The following is a 17,046-nucleotide window of genomic DNA, read 5'->3' on the forward strand; positions in this document are numbered from 1 at the left end:
GCGGTCCGGCCAAAACTCGGTGGGCGTCGTCAGCACCGATCCGTAGGCTCGGTGCTGATGGCCACGACACGTGCAACCGCCGAGGAAAGCGAACAGACCCAGGGACCGGGGAAGGCCGAGGGGCGTTCCGCCGTCCGCACGCTGCTGCGGCTGTGGCCGTACGTACGGCCCGTGCGGGCGCGGCTGACCGTCGCCGCGGCCGTCGCGATAGTCGCGTCCTGTGTGGGGCTGGTCATCCCGCTCGTCCTGAAGTGGATGGTGGACGGGCCGGTCGAGGACCGCGACCCGGCGGGCGTGTGGCTCGGCGCGCTGTACCTGCTGCTGCTCGGGCTCGCCGAGGCACTGCTGTTCGGGCTGCGGCGCTGGCTCGTGGCGCGGCCGCTCGCCGGGGTGGAGGCGTCGATGCGGGCCGACCTGTACCGGCACCTCCAGCGGCTGCCGGTCGCCTTCCACGACCGGTGGGCCTCCGGGCAGCTGCTGTCCCGGGGCACGACGGATCTGATGCTGCTGCGGATGTTCCTCGCCTTCCCGCTGACGTTCCTGCTGGTCAACGGGGTGACGATCCTCGTCGGCGTGATCATCATGCTGATGCAGGACTGGACGCTCGGGCTGGTCATCCTCGGGCCCGCCGTGCCCGTGGTGGTCACCTGCGTCGTCTTCGAGCGGAAGTACGCCCGGGTCGCGCGGCTCGCGCAGGACCAGGTGGGCGATCTGACGACGGTCGTCGAGGAGAGCGTGCTCGGCATCCGGATCATCAAGGGGTTCGGGCGGCACCGCAGCCAGGCGCGGGCCTTCCGGGAGCTGTCCCGGACGCTGCGGGGGACGGAGCTGCGCAAGGCGCGGCTGCTCTCGGCCATCTGGGGCGTCATCATCACCCTGCCCGAACTGGCCATCGGGGCGGCGCTCGTGGTCGGCGTGGTGCAGGTCGCGGACGGCGCGCTCTCCGCGGGGACGCTGGTGGCGTTCCTGTCGACGGCGCTCGCGCTGCGGTGGCCCGTGGACTCCATCGGCTTCCTGCTCGCGATGAGCCAGGAGGCGGCCACGGCGACCGAGCGGTACTTCGAGGTCATGGACGCGCGGCCGGAGGGGGCCGACGACACCGGGGCGATCCGGCGTCCCCGGGAGGCGGAGGCCGTACGGGGCGGCCTGGAGTTCCACGGCGTGCGGTTCCGCTACCCCGACGCCCCGGCCGACACGCCCGCCGTCCTAGACGGGATCGACCTCCACATCCGGCCCGGTGAGTCCATGGCGCTCGTCGGGGCCACCGGCTCGGGGAAGACGACGCTCACCGCGCTCGTGCCCCGGCTGCACGAGGTGACCGGCGGACGGATCACCCTGGACGGGGAGGACATCGCGGGGATGCCGAGGGAGGAGCTGCGGGCGAAGGTCTCCGTGGCCTTCGAGGAGCCGACGCTCTTCTCCGCGACCGTCGGCGAGAACGTCCTGATGGGCGCCGGGCCGGGTGCCGGGCGGCCCGAGCTGGACCGCGCCCTCGCCGTCGCGCAGGCGGACTTCGCGCACGCGCTCCCCGACGGCACCGCGACCCGGGTGGGCGAGCAGGGCCTCAGCCTGTCCGGCGGGCAGCGGCAGCGGCTGGCGCTGGCGCGGGCGGTGGTCGGACGGCCCCGCTTCCTGGTGCTGGACGACCCGCTGTCGGCGCTGGACGTGCACACGGAGGCCGCGGTGGAGGCGGCGCTGCGCCGGGTGCTGGCGGAGACGACCGCGCTCATCGTGGCGCACCGCCCGTCGACGGTGCTGCTGGCCGACCGGGTGGCGCTGCTCTCCGGCGGCCGGATCGCCGCCGTCGGCACCCATCACGAACTGCTGCGGACGAACGCCGAGTACGCCCATCTGATGTCGGGCACCGCCGAGACCGAGGGGGACGCGCGATGACGGCGCCGACGACGACCGCGCCGAACAGGGAACCGGACGACGACGAACGCCCTGTCGAGCAGGGAGCCGCCGACTCCTTCGACCGGGACGACCTGCCCACTCCGCCGGGGGCCACGCTCGCGCTGCTGCGTTCCCTGCTCGCGCCGATGAAGGCACGGGTGGCCCTCACGGGTGTGCTGCTCCTGCTCCAGCAGGCGGCGGTGCAGGCGGGCCCGCTGCTGGTGGCGTACGCGATCGACCGTGCCGTGCCGGCGTTCCGGGACGGCAGGCACGGGCCGCTGGTCACGGTGGCGGTCGCGTATCTGCTGTGCGCGCTGGCGGCCGGCGGGCTGCAGTTCGCCTTCATCGGGGCGTCCGCGCGGGTCAACCAGGATGTGCTGCTGGATCTGCGCGGCCGGATCTTCCGGCACGCGCAGGCGCTGAGCGTCGACTTCCACGAGCGGTACACCTCGGGACGGCTGATCTCGCGCTCCACCACGGACGTCGAATCGCTGCGGGAGCTGCTCGACGAGGGCCTTCAGGAACTCGTCACCGTGGTCCTCGCCTTCTTCTACATCTCGGCGATGCTGCTCTGGCTGGACCTGGGCCTGGGCGCGGCGGCGCTGGCGTCGTTCGTGCCGCTGTACGGGCTGGTACGGCTGTACCAGCGGCGCGTGGCCGGTGTGTACGCGGCCCGGTCGTCGGCGATCGCCGCCGTGATCGTGAAGTTCGCGGAGACGATGAACGGCATCCGGCCGGTGCGCGCGTTCCGCCGGGAGGCCGCGAACGACGCCGAGTTCCGGCGCCTCAACCGCCACCACGAGCGCACCAACGGCGACGCCATCCTGGAGATGGCCCGCTATGTCGTCGGCTCGCGGGTGGTCGCCAACGTCACGGTCGCCGCGATCGTGCTGTGGGGCGCGTACCGGGTGGCCTCCGAGTCGCTCGCGCTGGGTGTGCTGGCGGCGGCGGTGCTGTACCTGCGGCGGCTGTACGACCCCATCGACCGGCTCGGCATGTTCCTCAACTCGTACCAGTCGGCGGCCGCCTCGCTGGAGAAGATCGCCGGGCTGCTGGCCCAGCGGCCGTCGGTGCCCGAACCGGCTCAGCCGAGGGAGCTGCCCGCCCCGGTCTCCGAGATGCCGGGCCGCGAGGTCGTCTTCGACGGCGTACGGTTCGCGTACCGCACGGGAGGCGAGGTCCTGCCCCGCTTCGACCTCACGCTCGCGGCGGGCAGCACGGTCGCCGTGGTCGGCTCCACCGGCGCGGGCAAGTCGACGCTCGCCAAGCTGCTGGCCCGCTTCTACGACCCCTCGTCCGGACGGATCCTCCTCGACGGCGTCGATCTGCGCGACCTGGCGATGCCCGAGCTGCGGCGCGGGGTCGTGATGGTCACCCAGGAGGCGTTCCTGTTCTCCGGCACGGTCGCCGAGAACATCGCCATCGGCCGGCCGGACGCCGGCCGCGAGGAGATCGAGCGCGCCGCCAAGGCCATCGGCGCCCACGACTTCATCAGCGCGCTCCCCGACGGCTACGACACCGACGTACGCAAACGCGGCGGGCGCATCTCCGCCGGGCAGCGCCAGCTCGTCGCATTCGCCCGCGCGTTGCTCGCCGACCCGGCCGTCCTCATCCTCGACGAGGCCACCAGTTCCCTCGACATCCCCGGTGAACGGGCCGTCCAGCGTGCCATGGACACGGTCCTGCGGGGCCGTACGGCCGTGGTCATCGCCCACCGGCTGTCCACGGTGGCGATCGCCGACCGGGTCCTGGTCATGGAACACGGCCGGATCGTGGAGGACGGCGCCCCCGCGGAGCTGATCGAGGGCAGGGGCCGCTTCGCGGATCTGCACCGGGCGTGGCGGGACAGCCTGGCGTAGGTCGGGTCCGCACGCGCGCGAAGCACGGCGGGATGGGCGAGGAACACGTCCGGCGGGAGGATCGGGGGCCGATGGTCGACGCGTACGAGGACCCGGGTGTCCCGGACCGCCGGGGCGGGGCCCGCTACCTCTGGTGGCTGGTCAGGAAGCAGGCGGGCCGCTCAGCGCTCGGCTCGCTGATCTCCTGCGTGTGGATGGTGCTGCTCGCGGCGACGCCGTACATGCTGTCGCGGGCGATCGACGAGGGCCTCCAGCCCGGTGACCACGGCGCGCTGGCCGGCTGGTCGGCGGCTGTGGCTCGACGAGGCGACCGCCCTGCTGGACCCCACCACCGCGCGTCACACCGAACGCGCGCTCGCCGCCGTCCTCGAAGGCCGCACGGTCATCGCCATCGCCCACCGCCTCCACACGGCCCATGACGCCGACCGGGTCGCCGTCATGGAGGACGGCCGCCTCACCGAACTGGGCACCCACGACGAGCTGGTGACGGCCGGCGGGGCCTACGCGGCGCTGTGGGCGAGGTGGCACGGCGAGCGCCCCGCCTGACGCCCCCGGCTCGGCCCTTTGGTCGACGGCTCAGCAAACAGCCCGTATATCGAACATGACCATCCGGTCAACGAACGATTTCCGGCCAACTTATTGACGCGCCCCTGACAGATGGCGCGATCTCCTGCCACGCTGCCCACAACCGCGTCACAGCAACCTCACAATCTCCCCCGCCGTGCCGCGGAGCACTGTCCACGCATGTGGTGTTCGCGTTCCACCCGTGTTCTGCCCGGATGGCCACCAACCGTCCGGTCTCCCCTGGCCGCGCGAACCGCGGCCATGCAGAAGGAGTCAGTGTTGAGACGCCAGTCCCACAGACGCACCTCCCACACGAGCGACATCCGTTCCCGTTCCACCCGGCGACGCGCCGCCACGGGCGCGCTCGTCGCCGTCAGCGCCCTGCTGGCCGCGGCCGTCCAGTCGGGCACCGCCACCGCCGCCCCGGAGAAGGCACCGTCGGCCGCGGGCAAGGTCGACCAGGGCTCGGTCTCGGTCAAGCTCACGCCCTCCCAGCGGGCGGAGCTCATACGCGAGGCCAACGCCGGCAAGGCGGAGACCGCGAAGGAGCTGAACCTCGGCGCCAAGGAGAAGCTCGTCGTCCGTGACGTGGTCAAGGACCGCGACGGCACCGTGCACACACGGTACGAGCGGACCTACGACGGCATTCCGGTCCTCGGCGGCGACCTGGTCGTCGAGACCTCGAAGGCGGGCGAGACCGAGGGCATCGTCAAGGCCACCAAGGCCACGATCAAGGTCGCCTCGCTGAAGCCGGCCGTCGCCGCCGCGAAGGCCGAGAAGCAGGCCCTCGGCGCGGCGAAGGCCGAGGACGCCGAGAGCCCCGAGATCAACCGCGCCCCGCGCAAGGTGATCTGGGCCGCGAACGGCAGGCCCGCCCTGGCCTACGAGACGGTCGTCGGCGGCTTCCAGCACGACGGCACCCCGCAGGAACTGCACGTCGTCACGGACGCCAGGACCGGCGAGAAGCTCTACGAGTGGGAGGCGATCGAGACCGGCACCGGCAACACGGTGTACTCCGGCTCGGTCAGCCTCACCACCACGCAGTCGGGGTCGACGTACAACCTCACCGACGGCGCTCGGGGCAACCACAAGACGTACAACCTGAACCGCGGCACGTCCGGCACCGGCACCCTGTTCTCCGGCCCGGACGACGTGTGGGGCAACGGCAGCCCGTCGAACCTGGAGTCGGCCGCCGCGGACGCCCACTACGGCGCGGCGCTGACCTGGGACTACTACAAGAACGTGCACGGCCGCAGCGGCATCCGCGGTGACGGCGTCGGCGCCTACTCCCGGGTGCACTACGGCAACAACTACGTCAACGCGTTCTGGTCCGACAGCTGCTTCTGCATGACGTACGGCGACGGCTCGGGCAACGCCAACCCGCTCACCTCGATCGACGTGGCCGCGCACGAGATGACCCACGGCCTCACGTCGAACACGGCCGGCCTCAACTACTCCGGCGAGTCCGGCGGTCTGAACGAGGCCACCTCGGACATCTTCGGCGCGACGGTCGAGTTCTACGCCAACAACACCTCCGACGTCGGTGACTACCTCATCGGCGAGGAGATCAACATCAACGGCGACGGCACGCCGCTGCGCTACATGGACAAGCCGAGCAAGGACGGCTCGTCCAAGGACTCGTGGTACTCGGGCATCGGCTCGATCGACGTGCACTACTCGTCGGGTCCGGCGAACCACTTCTTCTACCTCCTGTCGGAGGGCAGCGGCGCCAAGACCATCAACGGCGTCAGCTACAACTCGCCCACCTCGGACAACCTGCCGGTCACGGGCATCGGCCGGGACAAGGCGGAGAAGATCTGGTTCCGCGCGCTGACCACCAAGTTCACCTCGACCACCAACTACGCGGCGGCCCGCACCGGCACCCTCGCGGCCACCGGTGAGCTGTACGGCACCACGTCCGCCGAGTACACGGCGGTGCAGAACGCGTGGGCGGCCATCAACGTGGGTTCCCGGCCCGGTGGCGGCGGTGGCGGCGGCACGTCGTTCGAGAACACGGCCGACGTATCGATTCCGGACAACGGGGCGGCGGTCACCTCGCCCGTCACCGTCTCCGGCCGGACGGGGAACGCCCCGTCGAACCTCGCGGTGGCGGTCGACATCGTCCACACCTACATCGGTGACCTCCAGGTGCAGTTGGTCGCGCCCGACGGCACGGCTTACACCCTGAAGGCGTACGGCACCGGCGGCAGCGCGGACAACATCGACACGACGTACACCGTCAACGCGTCCTCCGAGGTCGCCAACGGTGTCTGGCAGTTGAGGGTCCAGGACAACGCGGCCCGGGACACCGGCTACATCAACAGCTGGAAGCTGACGTTCCCGTAGGGAACTCGGCGGCCCTTCGCATACGGGGCCGGCGATGACAGGGCGCCGTCCCGGTGGAACCAACTCACCGGGGCGGCGCCCCACTTTGCCGTTCTCCAAGGCCCGCTTGGCCCGCCCTTTGCCGTGTTCGAAGCGGATTCACCTGCCGGAAACACTTCCAGACAGTTGACTTTCGGCCAACATCACTTGAACCTCCTGACATGTACGCGTCCTGGTGTCACGCTTCACCCAACCGCCGCACTCGTAACTTCAGTTCACCGGACGGCGACCCCACGCCGGGCCGGTCTCCCCCACCAAGGAGCATGAGTGACTCCGTTCTACGCGCGTCATAAGCGGACCACGCTGGCCATCGCGACCGCCGTCGCCGCCGGTGCGCTGCTGACCACCGGTCTGACCACCGGCGCCACCGCCCAGCCCGCGCCGGCCGCCGGCAAGGCAACGTCGGCCGGTGCCCCGGTCCTGCTGACGCCGGCCGCGCGCACGGCCCTCATCAAGAAGGCGGACGCGGCCACCGCCGAGACCGCCGACGAGATAGGCCTCGGCGCCAAGGAGGAACTGGTCGTCCGTGACGTCCTCAAGGACGCCGACGGCACGGTCCACACCCGCTACGAGCGCACCTACGGCGGCCTCCCGGTCCTCGGCGGCGACCTGGTCGTCCACGAGACCAAGGCCGGCGCCGTCAAGAGCGTCACCAGGGCGACGAAGGCCACCGTGAAGGTCGCCGACCTCACCGCGGACGTGACGAAGGCCGCCGCCGAGAAGCAGGCGCTGAAGGCCGCCAAGGCCGAGGGCTCCAGCAAGACCGCGGCCGACAAGGCCCCGCGCAAGGTCGTCTGGGCCGCGAGCGGCAAGCCCGCCCTCGCCTACGAGACGGTCGTCGGCGGCTTCCAGCACGACGGCACCCCGCAGGAGCTCCACGTCATCACCGACGCGGAGACCGGCAAGAAGCTGTACGAGTGGGAGGCCGTCCAGACCGGTACCGGCAACAGCCAGTACAACGGCCAGGTCACCCTCGGCACCACCAAGTCGGGCTCGACGTACAACCTGACCGACGCCGGGCGGGGCAGCCACAAGACGTACAACAAGGCCCGCGCCACCTCGTCCTCGACGGGCACGCTCTTCACCGACGCGGACGACGTCTGGGGCACCGGCACGGCGTCGAGCTCCTCCACCGACCAGAACGCGGCGGTGGACGCCCACTACGGCGCGCAGGTCACCTGGGACTTCTACAAGAACGTCCTCGGCCGCAACGGCATCAAGAACAACGGTGTGGCCGCGTACTCCCGCGTCCACTACGGCAACGCGTACGTCAACGCCTTCTGGTCCGACAGCTGCTTCTGCATGACGTACGGCGACGGCGCGGGCAACGTCAAGCCGCTGACCTCCCTGGACGTCGCGGGCCACGAGATGTCCCACGGTCTGACCTCCAACACCGCGGGCCTGAACTACTCCGGCGAGTCGGGCGGCCTGAACGAGGCCACCTCCGACATCTTCGGCACGGCGGTCGAGTTCTACGCGGCCAACACCAAGGACCCGGGCGACTACCTCATCGGCGAGAAGGTCGACATCCGCGGCAACGGCACCCCGCTGCGGTACATGGACCAGCCCAGCAAGGACGGCTCGTCGGCCAACTACTGGTCGTCGTCCCTGGGCAGCCTCGACGTGCACTACTCCTCGGGCCCCGCGAACCACTTCTTCTACCTCCTCTCGGAGGGCAGCGGCTCGAAGACGATCAACGGGGTGACCTACAACTCCCCGACGTCCAACGGCGCCACGATCACCGGCATCGGCCGCGCCAAGGCCGTCCAGATCTGGTACAAGGCGCTGACCACGTACATGACCTCGACGACCAACTACAAGGGCGCCCGCACGGCGACCCTGAACGCGGCGCGTGACCTGTACGGCTCCGGCAGCGCGGAGTACAACGCGGTGAACGCCACCTGGGCGGCGGTCAACGTGACCGCGTAGTACCCGAGGCGGTTCCGTGGGCGGTACCCGGAGAGAAGGCGACTCCGGGTGCCGCCCTAGGCTGTGGCCCCATGTCCCACACCGACGGCTCACACCCCCTCCCGGACGGCTTCACCTACGAGGCCGTCGGCGCGACCCGCGAGGGCCGCTGCCCGCCCGGCTTCACCGAGATGCAGGTCCGCACCCGCCTCGGCGAGGGCACGGCCCTCTTCGAACGGGCGGCGAACGCGGTCCTCACCTGGGAGATGCACCGCGCCCTTGGCGTGGGCCTCCACACGGACGCGCCCGAGGCGGCACCGGGCGTCGACGTCACGGTCACCCTGGGCGGCGTCATCAAGGCCCCCTGCCGCGTCGTCTGGACCCTGGACGAACCCCGCCGCAGGGGCTGGGCCTACGGCACGCTCCCCGGCCACCCCGAATCCGGCGAGGAGTCCTTCGTGGTCGCCCGCACGGGCGACGGCACGGTCTGGCTGACGGTGACGGCGTACAGCCGCCCGGCGAAGTGGTACGCGAAGGCCGGCGGCGCCGCGACGAGGGGGTTGCAGCACGCGTACGCGCGGCGGTGCGGGGTGGTGCTGCGGAGGCTGGCGGAGAGCCCGAAGAAGTAACCGACCCGGACGTTTCCCGCAGCGCGCCCTGAGGAGCCATGACCGACTACCTGGAGGCCGTACTCACCATGCTCGGCCCGGGAGACGGGCGTCCAGCCGATCCTGCAGCCTGGCTCGGCCTGGAACAGGAACTCGGCAGGGCCCTCCCGACGGACTTCAAGCGGATCGTCGACTCCTATGCCCCCGTGCAGATCAACGGACACCTCACCCTTGCCCACCCGGAGTCCACGTGGTTCAACCTGGGCGAGGACATACGCTCCACGTCGGCGGCTTGGGCGGAAAGTGCATGGGAGTCCTACGTCACCGGGCCCGACGACGACCCACGCGTGTTCTGCGGGCTCCCGCATCTCGGCTTCGGCACCGCCGATGGCCTCATTGCCCTTGCCTCGACCGACGAGGGAGCCACGGTCTTCGGAGCTCCGCAGGTTCACGGGTTCTCAGGCGGCGTGGTGGTGCAGGGCGCGGAAGGCGACTGGGCAGGACACCCGATGGCCTTCTCCGAGTGGCTGTACCGCTATCTGACCGGCGAGGAGATGGCCGGCTGGGACAGCGCGGTCCTCCACCCGGGCCCCGTTCGACTGGAGTACCTGCCGGGAAGGCCGGGCCAACGCACCCGGGAGGCGCACGGGCCGGAGCGAGGGATGTGAGCTGCCGGGTCCCCTGACGACCTCAGCGGTTGCGGTGCCCGCCGCCGCGCGCGCAGCCGCTCCGCGGGGAGGTGACCGATTCGCCTCGTTCGACCGCATCGACGGTCTCCGACAGCGGGCCCCCTGTGCCACCGGACGGCATCACGCGGCGGCGAAGACCACCCGGAACATCCTGGGCCACCACTTGCCGGTGAGCCAGAACTCGTCGGTGCCCGGGATGGCGGCGATGCCGTTCAGTACCTCGGCGTGGCGCTGTTCCTCCCCCTTCAGCAGTCCCGAGGCGTCGATCTCCGCGGTCACCGCGCCGGTCCCGGCGTCGACCCGCACGATCCGGTCGGACGGCCAGACGTTGGCGTACACGCTGTCGCCCACACATTCCAGCTCGTTGAGCCTCGGCACGGGACGGCCGCGGAGGGTCACGCGGACCTCGCCGACGGGGGCCAGGGTCCGGGTGTCGCGGAAGGTCAGCCGGGGGGAGCCGTCGCTGGTGACGAGTCTGCCGCGACGACGCTGGTGGCACACGCCCCAGCCCTCCCGCGCGAGGGGGACCCGGCGCAGTTCGGCCAGTGTTCCGGCGTCGCGTTCGATGGCGACGTGGTCCCGCCAGGTCAGCTGCCACAGCGTCGGCCCGAGGACGGTGATCCCCTCCCCGAAGAGCGGTGCCGGCAGGTCGGCGCGGACGTCGGCGGGTCCGCCGGGCGGGCCGAGGCGGACCGACGACCTTCCGGGCAGGCCCGTGCTCTCGTAGAGCGTGCCGCGGCCCTTCATCTCCAGGCCCTGGGTGTAGCTGGTCCGGTCGTGCGGCAGCGTGCCGAGAACCTTGACCGTCAGTCGCTCGACGCGCCTCTCGACGGTCCCGCCCCGCAGCCGTGTCCCGGCGGGTGAGCCGCTGTCGGTGCCGCACGAACGGACGGGCAGCGCGCCCGTCAGGGCCAGGACGGCGACGGCCGACAACATGAGGACCGAGCGCGGGGACCGGCGTCGGCGAGGCGGCGGGGTGAGGGGATCCGGCGCGGCGGTTCCCCGACGCCGGAGACGGCCGGGCCTGCGCCGTCCGACCCGGCGGAGGCCACCGGGCGGCCCGGCATGACGGTCCTCGGCTGCCACGGCGTCCCTCCTCCGCTCGGTGATACCGGTTGCCTTCCTCGGCCGGCCCCCGCACCGCTCTTCGCGGCGGCCGAACCGGGGCACCGACCGCGATCCGCTTACGCCATCCGGTGTGGACCCGGCACCTATGCGTTAACTCCTACCATTTCCGGCTATTGATCCCGGTATAAGAAATGCGGGTCGTGTCTGCCTTCGGCCTTGAGTCACCTGAGGGAGCGTGAAACGAATGACTGTGTCCTCGAAGTGGCGTTCCGCCATCGGCGCCGCGGCAGCCTCCGCCACCCTGGCCGCCGTACCGCTCTTGGGCGCCCAACCTGCCCATGCCCAGTACCCGCCACCGCCTCCGGGGCTCACCCTGAGCTCCACCGTCGTGTCCCCGGGGGACTCCCTGACCTTCACGGGCACGGGCTTCGTCTCCGGGCAGACGGTCGAGGCGCGGCTCTACTCGAAGAAGGTCACGCTCGGGTACTTCCGGGCCGACAAGCAGGGGACGGTCAAGGGGAAGGTGGTCATCCCCGAGAAGACCAGGCCCGGCAAGCACGTCTTCATGCTGAAGTCGTGGAAGCCCACGCGGGTTCTCGTGGCCAAGCTCACGGTGCTCCCGCGTCTGGCCGACACCGGTGGCAACACATCACCGCTCCTGCTGGGCGGCTCCGCGGGCATGGTGGCCCTCGGCGGCGGAGGCGTGCTTCTCGCCCGCCGGTTCAGGAAGAACTGAGCGACCCGGCCCTCTCCCCGCCCTTGTTTCCCGGCCATCCACCCGGCCGGCGGCACCACACCCGTTCGGCAGCGGCTCGTCCGCACCGGGGGGGGTGGGCCGCCGGCCGGTTCGCTGTGCTCCGTGAACGCACGCTACAGCGCCCGCGCGGCCGTGTACCGGGCCAGGAGCAAAGGCGCTCCCGGCCCGGCAGGGCGGCGGCCCGCTAGCGCATCAGCACCCCGGCCCCCTCCCCCGTCTCCTCCGAGGGCACCGCCAGCAGGCCCAGTTCGGCCGGGAAGGCGAGCAGCCGGTGGGCGGGGAGGATGCGGACCGTGTAGCCGAACGGGCCGGTGCGGTCCAGGGCCAGCGGGCCCTCGTAGACCCAGCGGCCCTCCTCGTCGGGGCCGCTCGTCGGCTTCAGCGGGACGCTCGCCGCGTCCGTGATCCGGTCCTCGGAGTCGACGCGGCCCGACACCGCCTGCACCTCGACATCGTCCGGGGCGAGTTCCCCCAGGTTCACGCGGACCCGCAGCATCAGCGTCGCGCCCAGCTCGGCGGTGCTCGTCGGGACCGCGGACGCCTCCACATGGTCGACCTTGACGTGGTGCCAGGCGCCCCGGACACGTGCCTTCCACTCCGCCGACTCCCGTGCCGTGTCCGGGTTCAGCGCGCGGTGGGCGCGGGCAGCGGGCGCGTACAGACGGTCGACGTACTCGCGGACCATGCGGCCGGCCAGCACCTTGGGGCCGAGGTGGGTGAGGGTCTGGCGGACCATCTCGATCCAGCGGTCCGGGAGTCCGCCCTGGCCGCGCTCGTAGAAGCGCGGGGCCACCCGCTGTTCCAGCAGGTCGTACAGGGCGGCGGCCTCCAGGTCGTCCCGGCGGTCGTCGTCCGTCGCGGTACCGTCGGCGGTCGGGATCGCCCAGCCGAAGTCCGGCCGGAACCATTCGTCCCACCAGCCGTCCAGCACCGACAGGTTGAGGCAGCCGTTCAGCGCGGCCTTCATCCCGCTGGTGCCGCACGCCTCCAGCGGCCGCAGTGGATTGTTGAGCCACACGTCGCATCCCGGGTACAGCTTCTGCGCCATCGCCATGCCGTAGTCCGGCAGGAACACGATCCGATGGCGTACCCGCGGGTCGTCGGCGAACCTGACCAGCTCCTGGATGAGGCGTTTGCCGCCGTCGTCCGCCGGGTGCGCCTTGCCCGCGACGACGATCTGGATCGGCCGCTCGGGGTGCAGCAGCAGTTCCATGAGGCGGTCCTGGTCCCGGAGCATCAGGGTCAGCCGCTTGTACGACGGGACGCGCCGCGCGAAGCCGATGGTCAGGACGTCCGGGTCGAGCACGCCGTCGATCCAGCCGAGTTCGGCGGTGCCCGCGCCGCGCTGGCGCCAGGAGGCCGCGAGGCGCTCCCGTACCTCCAGCACCAGTTGCTCGCGCAGGCTCCGCCGCAGTTCCCAGATGTCGCCGTCGGGGATGTCGGCCACGGAGTCCCAGCGGTCCGAGCCGCCGACCGTCATGGCGTCCTCGGTGCGTTCGGCGCCGATCTGCCGTGAGCCGAGGCGGAAGACCTCCGGGGCCACCCAGGTCGGGGCGTGCACGCCGTTGGTGACCGAGGTGATGGGGACCTCGTCCGCGTCGAAGCCCGGCCACAGTCCGGAGAACATCTCCCGGCTGACCTGGCCGTGCAGCAGGGACACCCCGTTGGCGCGCTGGGCGAGCCGGAGGCCCATCACCGCCATGTTGAAGACGTTCGGGTCGCCGCCCGAGTACGTCTCCATGCCCAGGCCGAGAATGCGTTCGACGTCGATCCGGGGCAGTTCGGCGTCGGGGCCGAAGTGCCGGGCCACCAGTTCCCGGTCGAAGCGGTCGATGCCGGCGGGCACCGGGGTGTGGGTGGTGAAGACGGTGCCGGCCCGGACCGCCTCCAGGCCGGCGTCGAAGTCGAGCCCCTGGTCGCAGAGTTCGGCGATGCGTTCCAGACCGAGGAAGCCGGCGTGGCCCTCGTTGGTGTGGAAGACCTCGGGCTCGGCATGGCCGGTGAGGCGGCAGTAGGTGCGGACCGCCCGGACGCCTCCTATGCCGAGCAGCATCTCCTGGAGCAGCCGGTGCTCGCTGCCGCCGCCGTAGAGCCGGTCGGTGACGCCGCGCTCCCCGTGGTCGTTCTCCTCGACGTCGGAGTCCAGCAGCAGCAGGGGCACGCGGCCGACCTGGGCCTGCCAGACACGGGCGTGCAGCCGGCGGCCGGCGGGGAGCGCCAGGCCGACGCGGGCCTGGGAGCCGTCGGCCTCCTGCAACGGCACCAGAGGCAGCTCGTTCGGGTCCAGCACGGGGTAGTGCTCCTGCTGCCAGCCGTCCCGGGACAGCGACTGCCGGAAGTAGCCGTGCCGGTAGAGCAGGCCGACGCCGATCAGGGGCACACCCAGGTCGCTGGCGGCCTTGAGATGGTCGCCGGCGAGGATGCCGAGGCCGCCGGAGTACTGCGGCAGCGCAGCGGTGATGCCGAACTCGGGCGAGAAGTAGGCGACGGCGGCCGGCGGCTCCGAGGTCTGCGTCTGGTACCAGCGGTCGCCGGTGACGTAGTCGCGCAGTTCGTCGGCGACCACGGTGAGCCGGCGCAGGAAGCGCCGGTCCTCGGCGAGTTCGGCGAGGCGCCGGGCGGAGACGGAGCCGAGAAGGCGGACCGGGTCGCCGCCGGACGCGGTCCAGCACTCGGGATCGACCGACTGGAAGAGGTCACGGGTCTCCGCGTGCCAGGACCAGCGCAGATTGCGCGCCAGCTCGCTGAGCGGGTGAAGGGCTTCGGGGAGGACGGGTCGGACGGTGAATCTGCGGATGGCCTTCACAGAGGATTCCACCTTCACGCCAGGACGTACGGGCCAAGGGGACGCACCTGTTGCGTGCGACCGTTCGTCACCACGACGGTAGCCGGGCGGGCGGGCGGGTCGGCAAGCACGGCGCGTCCCTCTGTATGCAATTACGGCGCATCCGTACCCCGGCCCCCCGGCCGCGCAGTCCGCTCCCCCGCCTTCAGGCCTGAATTCGCCGCGACCTTCACATGTACCCCACGGGCGATATGGCCGATTCCACCCCTCTGCTCGACCTTGTGGCGCTTCTTCCCGCACGAGAGGCTGCCGAATGGCGTACCGGCCGACCGGGGAGGGGGTCCGTGTCCATGCAGCACGGGGAAGAGGCGAGAAACAGGCGACTGAGCTGGGCGGGAGGCCTCACGGCGGCCATCACGGCCGCGGTGCTCTCGGTCGCCCCCGCGCCCGCGCACGCCGCTCCGGAGGGACGTGTGCTGGGGGCCGGGGGCATCGGTTCCGTCGGCGGCAGTTACATCGTGACCCTCAAAGCGGGGACGGCGGCCCCGTCGGAGGAGGGGAAGGGCATCGCCCGGAAGTACGGGGCGAAAATACGCCACATCTACAGCTCGGTCCTCAACGGGTACTCCGTGAGGGCCGGAGAGAAACAGGCCAGACGGCTCGCGGCGGACTCCCGCGTGGCCTCCGTGGTCCAGGACACGGCGGTCAGGGACGACGGCAGCCGGCGGAATCCGCCGTCCTGGGGCCTGGACCGCCTGGATCAGGCCGGTCTTCCGCTCGACAAGCGGTACACCTGGCCGGATTCCGCGGGCAGGGGGACCACCGTGTACGTGATCGACTCCGGCATACGCATCACCCACGAGGACTTCGGCGGGCGGGCCCGCCACGGCTGGGACTTCGTCCAGAACGACAGGACGGCGCAGGACGGCAACGGCCACGGCACCCATGTCGCGGGCACGGTCGCCGGCACCAGGTTCGGGGTCGCCAAGAAGGCGAAGGTGGTCGCGGTGCGCGTCCTCGACGACACGGGGGCGGGCACGACGGCCCAGGTCATCGCCGGGATCGACTGGGTCACCCGGCACGCGAGGAAGCCCGCCGTGGCCAATCTGAGCCTGGGCGGCCCCCGCAACGCCCAACTCGACGCCGCCGTCCGCACGTCCATAGCGTCGGGGGTGACCTACACGGTCGCGGCGGGCAACGACGCCCTCGCGGCAAGCCTCTACTCACCCACCCGGGTGAAGCAGGCGATCACGGTCGGCGCCACCGGAAAGAAGGACAACCGCGCCGGCTTCTCCAACTGGGGCCGGAGCCTTGACCTGTTCGCCCCGGGGGTGTCCATCACCTCCGCGTCCCACAGGAGCGACACCGGGACGGCGACCTCTTCCGGTACGTCGATGGCGGCCCCGCACGCCGCGGGCGCGGCCGCCCTGTACCTGGCCGACCACCCCCTGGCGACACCGGCCCAGGTGGCCGAAACGCTGGTGCATGGTGCGGTTTCGGGCAAGGTCAGGGACGGATTTCCGGGCTCTCCGGACCGGATTCTCCAGGTCGCCGTCCCGTAGGCCCCTGTAACACCACAGGTGAACGCCCCTTTACCCAAAGCGACTACAGTGACCGGCCTCGGCCCTCTCGGACGAGGCCGGTCTTGTGTGTAGACATACGCGTGAGTAGTTAACAAAGTGCCGGAATGCTCACCCGCACTGTGTGGGAAGGCTCCACCGGTACATCCCGCTGGCCCCACCTCCCCACACCCTCATCCGCCCACCCACGTTGACGCGGACAGGAGCGGTCATGCCCGCCACGCACCACTCGTCAGCACCCCCGACGACCAGTACCACCACAGCGCACGCCAGCACCCCCTCAGAGTCGACCGCGAGCGCCGCCGCACGCCCCGCACGCCGGGCGCGCACCGGCCCGCCCGCGCCGGCGGCCGCACCACCGGACACGGCGACCGTCGGCCGGATACCGGTTCTGGACGTACGGCCCACCGTCCACCACGGCCGCCGGCCGGCGAAGGCCGTCGTGGGCGAGGAGTTCGAGATCTCGGCCGTCGTCTTCCGTGAGGGCCATGACGCGGTCGCCGCCAATGTCGTCCTGACGGACCCGGAGGGCCGTCCGGGCCCGTGGACGCCGATGCGGGAACTCGCCCCCGGCACGGACCGCTGGGGCGCCACCGTCTCCGCGCCGAGCGAGGGCCGGTGGACGTACGCGGTGGAGGCCTGGGGCGACCCGGTCACCACCTGGCGCCACCACGCCCGGATCAAGGTCCCGGCCGGCATCGACACGGAGCTGGTCCTGGAGGAGGGCGCGCGGCTCCACGAACGCGCCGCCGCCGGGGTCCCGAAGGGCGGGCGCGCCCGTGGTGCCCTCCTCGCCGCCGTGGACGCGCTCCGCGACACCGAACGGCCGGCGGCCTCCCGTCTCGCGGCGGCGTCGGCACCGGAGGTGGAGGAGGTGCTGGCCCGGTATCCGCTGCGGGAGCTGGTCACCTCCTCCGACCCGCTGCCGCTGCTGGTGGAACGGGAACGGG

Annotated in this window: 11 protein-coding genes and 2 pseudogenes; 11 read left to right on the top strand and 2 right to left on the bottom strand. The window is 71.6% G+C overall.

Annotated elements, in window-relative coordinates:
* Nucleotides 1-57 precede the first annotated feature (57 nt).
* The 8 genes and pseudogenes from AC067N_RS20835 (at nucleotide 58) to AC067N_RS20870 (ending at nucleotide 9,885) form a co-directional block, all read left to right on the top strand.
* Nucleotides 58-1,893, top strand: a complete 1,836-nt coding sequence (locus tag AC067N_RS20835; protein ID WP_478680362.1) for an ABC transporter ATP-binding protein — start codon at nucleotides 58-60, stop codon at nucleotides 1,891-1,893.
* The gene (locus AC067N_RS20840) at nucleotides 1,890-3,752 is read left to right on the top strand and encodes an ABC transporter ATP-binding protein (protein WP_478680363.1); all 1,863 of its coding nucleotides are present in this window, start codon (nucleotides 1,890-1,892) and stop codon (nucleotides 3,750-3,752) included. The genes AC067N_RS20835 and AC067N_RS20840 overlap by 4 nt, the downstream gene beginning before the upstream one ends.
* A 71-nt stretch (nucleotides 3,753-3,823) precedes the next feature.
* Nucleotides 3,824-4,048 (top strand): annotated as a pseudogene (locus AC067N_RS20845) (ABC transporter ATP-binding protein); the annotation flags it as partial.
* Nucleotides 4,044-4,298, top strand: a pseudogene (locus AC067N_RS20850) (ABC transporter ATP-binding protein); the annotation flags it as partial. The pseudogenes AC067N_RS20845 and AC067N_RS20850, both read left to right, overlap by 5 nt.
* 279 nt (nucleotides 4,299-4,577) lie before the next feature.
* Nucleotides 4,578-6,662 carry a M4 family metallopeptidase gene (locus AC067N_RS20855; protein ID WP_478680364.1) on the top strand — a complete coding sequence of 695 codons (2,085 nt, stop codon included), beginning with the start codon at nucleotides 4,578-4,580 and terminating at the stop codon, nucleotides 6,660-6,662.
* Nucleotides 6,663-6,968: 306 nt separating this feature from the next.
* Complete coding sequence (locus AC067N_RS20860) at nucleotides 6,969-8,630, top strand: M4 family metallopeptidase (protein WP_478680365.1); 1,662 nt, start codon at nucleotides 6,969-6,971, stop codon at nucleotides 8,628-8,630.
* Between the two features lie 71 nt (nucleotides 8,631-8,701).
* Nucleotides 8,702-9,238, top strand: coding sequence for a DUF1990 family protein (locus AC067N_RS20865; protein ID WP_478680366.1), 537 nt, complete (start codon nucleotides 8,702-8,704; stop codon nucleotides 9,236-9,238).
* Between the two features lie 38 nt (nucleotides 9,239-9,276).
* A complete protein-coding gene (locus AC067N_RS20870; protein ID WP_478680367.1) occupies nucleotides 9,277-9,885 on the top strand; it encodes a hypothetical protein in 609 nt (202 codons plus the stop codon).
* Between the two features lie 141 nt (nucleotides 9,886-10,026).
* Here AC067N_RS20870 and AC067N_RS20875 read toward each other — a convergent pair whose 3' ends face one another.
* Complete coding sequence (locus AC067N_RS20875; protein WP_478680368.1) at nucleotides 10,027-10,842, bottom strand: glutaminyl-peptide cyclotransferase; 816 nt, start codon at nucleotides 10,840-10,842, stop codon at nucleotides 10,027-10,029.
* 376 nt (nucleotides 10,843-11,218) lie between these two features.
* Here AC067N_RS20875 and AC067N_RS20880 point away from each other — a divergent pair, with 376 nt between their 5' ends.
* The gene (locus AC067N_RS20880; protein WP_478680369.1) at nucleotides 11,219-11,710 is read left to right on the top strand and encodes an LPXTG cell wall anchor domain-containing protein; all 492 of its coding nucleotides are present in this window, start codon (nucleotides 11,219-11,221) and stop codon (nucleotides 11,708-11,710) included.
* A gap of 205 nt (nucleotides 11,711-11,915) precedes the next feature.
* Here the strand turns inward: AC067N_RS20880 and AC067N_RS20885 are convergent, their stop codons facing one another.
* The gene (locus tag AC067N_RS20885) at nucleotides 11,916-14,537 is read right to left on the bottom strand and encodes a glycosyltransferase family 1 protein (RefSeq protein WP_478680370.1); all 2,622 of its coding nucleotides are present in this window, start codon (nucleotides 14,535-14,537) and stop codon (nucleotides 11,916-11,918) included.
* 329 nt (nucleotides 14,538-14,866) lie between these two features.
* Between AC067N_RS20885 and AC067N_RS20890 the strand changes: the two genes are divergently transcribed.
* Together AC067N_RS20890 and AC067N_RS20895 are read left to right on the top strand one after the other, a co-directional pair.
* Nucleotides 14,867-16,078: a S8 family peptidase gene (locus AC067N_RS20890; protein WP_478680385.1), complete on the top strand. Its 1,212-nt coding sequence runs from the start codon at nucleotides 14,867-14,869 to the stop codon at nucleotides 16,076-16,078.
* Nucleotides 16,079-16,307: 229 nt separating this feature from the next.
* Nucleotides 16,308-17,046: maltotransferase domain-containing protein (locus AC067N_RS20895; RefSeq protein WP_478680371.1), on the top strand; the 739-nt coding region annotated here is incomplete at its 3' end.

This window comes from Streptomyces sp. NPDC042364, from assembly GCF_056437585.1.